Consider the following 993-nt stretch of genomic DNA (forward strand, 5'->3'; position numbering starts at 1 on the left):
TTCAGTGAGCGTTATCTCAATAACCGTTTTTGAGCGTCAGAGTGCATGGATTCGTGACGAAAATAACGAATTGCTCGCATCATTCACAGGATAATGAAGTCATATTCAAAAGGCTTCACGCGCAACCAAGCATCGTGGGGTCAATTGGACACAGAACAATAATAATCAGTGAGTAGATGCAATATGGCTCAGACCATTCAGTTAGCCAACCATTCCGAAATGACGATCATCGATAACGATCTGCACGTGGATGTGATTGGTAATCAAGCCCATTTCTCTTTCTCTGGGCTTAACAACAAAACCTTTACTGACCGTGAGGTGCTGTTCGAAATGCCGTTTCTATACGAGCACGAAGCCAACGTGATTGGTGATGGTTTTCAAATGTTGGCGCAAACGTCAGGAACGATCACGCATCCTATTGAAATAGGTCGATGCCCCGACAACATTCCCCCATACCGTGTGTACTCGCAACATGCACCTAAGCGTTACTACAACTATCTAGTGATTGAGGATTCTGCTGGTTACACCTTGTTTGGCTTCACGACGTGCCGTCGATTTGCTGGTTACTTTGATATACAACAGCGAAATGGGCAGTGGATACTGACCGCAGCAATTGATGGTGAACACACGCAAGTGGCGGATTGGGAACACAATCAACTTGAGTCCATTACGATTTTAACTGGCAACTCGCTATCCGATCTGTATCAAGAGTTCAGCGAGATGATTGCCGCGCATCATCCTATTCGCAACGGTGTTACGCAGGATGCACCGATAGGCTGGTGTTCTTGGTATGCGTACTATGCCGATGTGACCGAGCAAAATGTTTTAGAAAATGTCGATTGCATGCAAGACAAGCTCGAAGACCTAGAATGGGTACTTCTGGATGATGGCTATCAAGCGTTCATGGGGGATTGGCTTACGCCGTCGGATAAATTCTCTGGCGGTGTGAAGGAGCTGATTCAAAACATTCGCGCAAAAGGCAAAAAGCCTGCG

At 46.2% G+C, this 993-nt stretch carries 1 protein-coding gene; it reads left to right on the top strand.

The window, feature by feature from the left end; translation table 11 throughout:
- Positions 1-183 precede the first annotated feature (183 nt).
- Positions 184-993, top strand: an 810-nt coding sequence (locus R7P74_RS25095) for an alpha-galactosidase (RefSeq protein WP_318123356.1), incomplete at its 3' end; no start/stop codon positions are given.

This window comes from Vibrio sp. 2033, from assembly GCF_033339735.1.